2 protein-coding genes are annotated in these 2,730 nt (G+C 67.5%); one reads left to right on the top strand and one right to left on the bottom strand.

All coding sequences use genetic code 11. From position 1 onward, the window contains the following. Positions 1 to 422: 422 nt before the first annotated feature. Positions 423 to 848 (bottom strand): DUF6788 family protein, encoded by a 426-nt coding sequence (locus VNF71_13980; GenBank protein HVA75663.1) that lies wholly within the window; start codon positions 846 to 848, stop codon positions 423 to 425. 48 nt (positions 849 to 896) lie between these two features. Here VNF71_13980 and VNF71_13975 point away from each other — a divergent pair, with 48 nt between their 5' ends. After that, complete coding sequence (locus tag VNF71_13975) at positions 897 to 2,429, top strand: IS1380 family transposase (GenBank protein ID HVA75662.1); 1,533 nt, start codon at positions 897 to 899, stop codon at positions 2,427 to 2,429. The last annotated feature ends 301 nt before the right edge of the window (positions 2,430 to 2,730 follow it).

The following is a 2,730-nucleotide window of genomic DNA, read 5'->3' as shown; positions in this document are numbered from 1 at the left end:
GACTTGGCTGGTGCGTAGTCCGTCAAGGCCTTGGGTGAGGTCTTCTTGGATACCGGCGAAGAGGTGACCGTACACCTCTGAAGTCGACCGAAGATCGTGCCTAACCTGAAGGCGGGAGTTGACACGAGGCAGTCGATACTTCCACCCTGAGTGGCCTGTAGCCGGCCGGTCGCCGCCGGGCGCACGACCGTCGGGGTCTCGTCGAGATGAGACTTCACCACCTTCTTGGGATCCGACCGGAACCATCGAGCCTTCAACGCACGACATCCGTCGGCATGACGGTAGAAGCGTGCTGCATCTCTGCTGTCACTGTCCGCCGAACGCGGCGTGTACGACGGACGAGTGCCGATTAGCCCTGAAACAAGCGTACGAACGCGTCCGAGGCGGGTTCGGTAGCCGAATTGCGTTGTGTTTGGGGCGTTTCAGCCCGAGTGCCGGGAGGCTGTCGGGCGGGTTTCAGGTGAAGGTGTGCTCGCCCGTTGCCGGGCGGGGCCGGAGGCCTCATCGGCGAGGATGAGGGCCTGGGCTTTGGCCGCGATCTCGCGCATCTCGGCAAGTAGGGAGCGCACTGTGCGGTCGTTGGCGATCCATTCCTCGTAGAGGTGGGCGTCGTGCTCGCTCAGGCGCTTGTTCACCGTCTTGCCGTTGACCTTGGCGGTGAAGTGCCAGTACGGCCCGTGCATCCGCGCGGGGTCGAGGCGGCAGGCGCAGTTGGCCTTGCCGCAGCGCTCGGGGCGCGCCGCCACGCTGCCCGACGCGATCCAGCCGATCTGCGAGAGCTGCCGGGCGAGGTCGCGGTAGCGGCGCTCGTAGGAGGCCAGTCGCTGTGCCTGTGGTGCCGTCGTCATCGCAGGCAGCATCCCACACCGGCGTTCTCCGAGTTGGCATACTCGGAGATGGCCACGGACCGACGACTGAGACGGACCCTCGAGCGAGAGCGGCGGCAGATCACGAGGCGCCTCGCCACCGCGGTGGCGCCCAACACCTCGGGCCCCGTGCTCGGCCGGGCGAACATCTCCTACGAGCTCGCCGAGCGCACCAAGGCGGTCGCCCACGGCGGCATGGGTGCGATCGTCCGCCTGGTCGACCACGTGGGGTTGGCACACGAGATCGACGCCTCGCTCGAGCTGCTCAAGATCCACCGGCCGTACACAGAGTCCGACCACGTGCTCAACATCGCCTACAACGCCCTGTGCGGCGGCGCCACCCTCGACGACATCGAGGCCCGGCGAGGTGACCGGGTGTTCTTAGACGGCATCGGGGCAGCCAGCCTGCCCGATCCGACCACGGCGGGCGACTTCTGCCGGCGTTTCGACGCCGAGGACGTGATGGCGCTCCAGGAGGCGATCAACCGGGCACGCCTGCGGGTCTGGGCCGCCCAGCCCCCCTCCTTCTTCGCGCAGCGCGCCGTGATCGACGCCGACGCCTCGATCGTGCCCACCGACGGGTCCTGCAAGGAGGGAATGGACATCGCCTACAACGGTGTCTGGGGCTACTCGTCGCTCGTGGTGAACCTGGCCAACACCAAAGAACCGCTGTACTTCAACGAGTCCGGGGCCAACCGGCCCTCCCACGAGGGGGCGGCCGACCTCTTCGATCGGGCCATCGCCTTGGTGCGCGAGGCGGGGTTCTCAGGCGTGCTGCTGCGCGGCGACACCGACTACGCCCTCACCGCCAACTTCGACCGTTGGGACGCCGACGGGGTGCACTTCGTCTTCGGCTTCGACGCCCGGCAGAACCTCGTCGACAAGGCCGAAGGCATCGACGACGAGATGTTCCACGAGCTTGTGAGGCGAGCCGAGCGGGCCATCAAGACCCGACCGAGGGCCAAACGGCGCCGCGTGAAAGACGATATCGTGCGGGCGCGGAAGTTCAAGGTGCTGCGCACCGCCGGGGAGGACGTCTGCGAGTTCACCTACCGCCCCCGTGCCTGCAAGCGCGACTACCGGGTCGTGGCGTTGCGCAAAGACCTCTCGGTCGAGCGCGGCGAGAACGTGCTGTTCCACGAGCACCGCTGGTTTTTCTACATCACCAACCTGCCGACGCAGACCACCAGCGTCGACGAGGTCGTCATGGAGGCCCGCCGACGCTGCGACCAGGAAAACCTGATCTCCCAGCTGAAGGGTCAGGTCCGCGCCCTGCACGCCCCGGTAAACACGCTCGTGGCCAACTGGGCCTACATGGTGATGGCCGCCCTCGCATGGAGCGTGAAGGCGTGGTGCGCGCTGCTGCTGCCGGTGACTCCCCGCTGGGCGAAGACCCACCACGAGCAGCGTCGGCAGCTGCTGGCGATGGAGTTCCGCACCTTCCGCCACGCCTTCATCGACATTCCCTGCCAGATCGTGACCGGCGGCCGCCAGGTGCGCTGGCGCGTCCTCGCATGGAACCCCTCGCTCGACGTCTTCTTCCGACTCCTCGACGCCTTGTAGCGCGTCCCCGGCCCGAGCGGAGCCACAGCCGGCACGCCGGCTGTGCTCGACGACCCCGAGAACGGCTCGTCGCGCTCGATCACCGCGCCGATTCCCTGCGGTGTCGGGTCACCAAGCATCGTCGCCACGAACCTCGCCGTTCATCGAGCGCCCAGGCCGCTCAGCCGCCCGATCAGCGCTCCACTCGCGCCGGGTTCGCTTGTTTCAGGGCTAGATAACTAGGCGTAGGGCACCCCTCGGCGTTACCCCGAGCTGATCTCCGATGGCACCCGACGGTCGAGCAGGGTTACGCCGGCGGCCG

Source organism: Acidimicrobiales bacterium, assembly GCA_035533095.1.
In the GTDB taxonomy this organism is placed as follows: Bacteria; Actinomycetota; Acidimicrobiia; order Acidimicrobiales; family Palsa-688; genus DATLUM01.
Note: the sequence above shows the minus strand (reverse complement) of the source record. Positions and strands in the feature narration are given on the sequence as shown.

What these genes read in the sequence shown, in the direction of transcription:
- VNF71_13980 (HVA75663.1), bottom strand. Translation starts at nt 848, where the DNA reads ATGACGACGGCACCACAGGCACAGCGACTGGCCTCCTACGAGCGCCGC.
- VNF71_13975 (HVA75662.1), top strand. Translation starts at nt 897, where the DNA reads ATGGCCACGGACCGACGACTGAGACGGACCCTCGAGCGAGAGCGGCGG.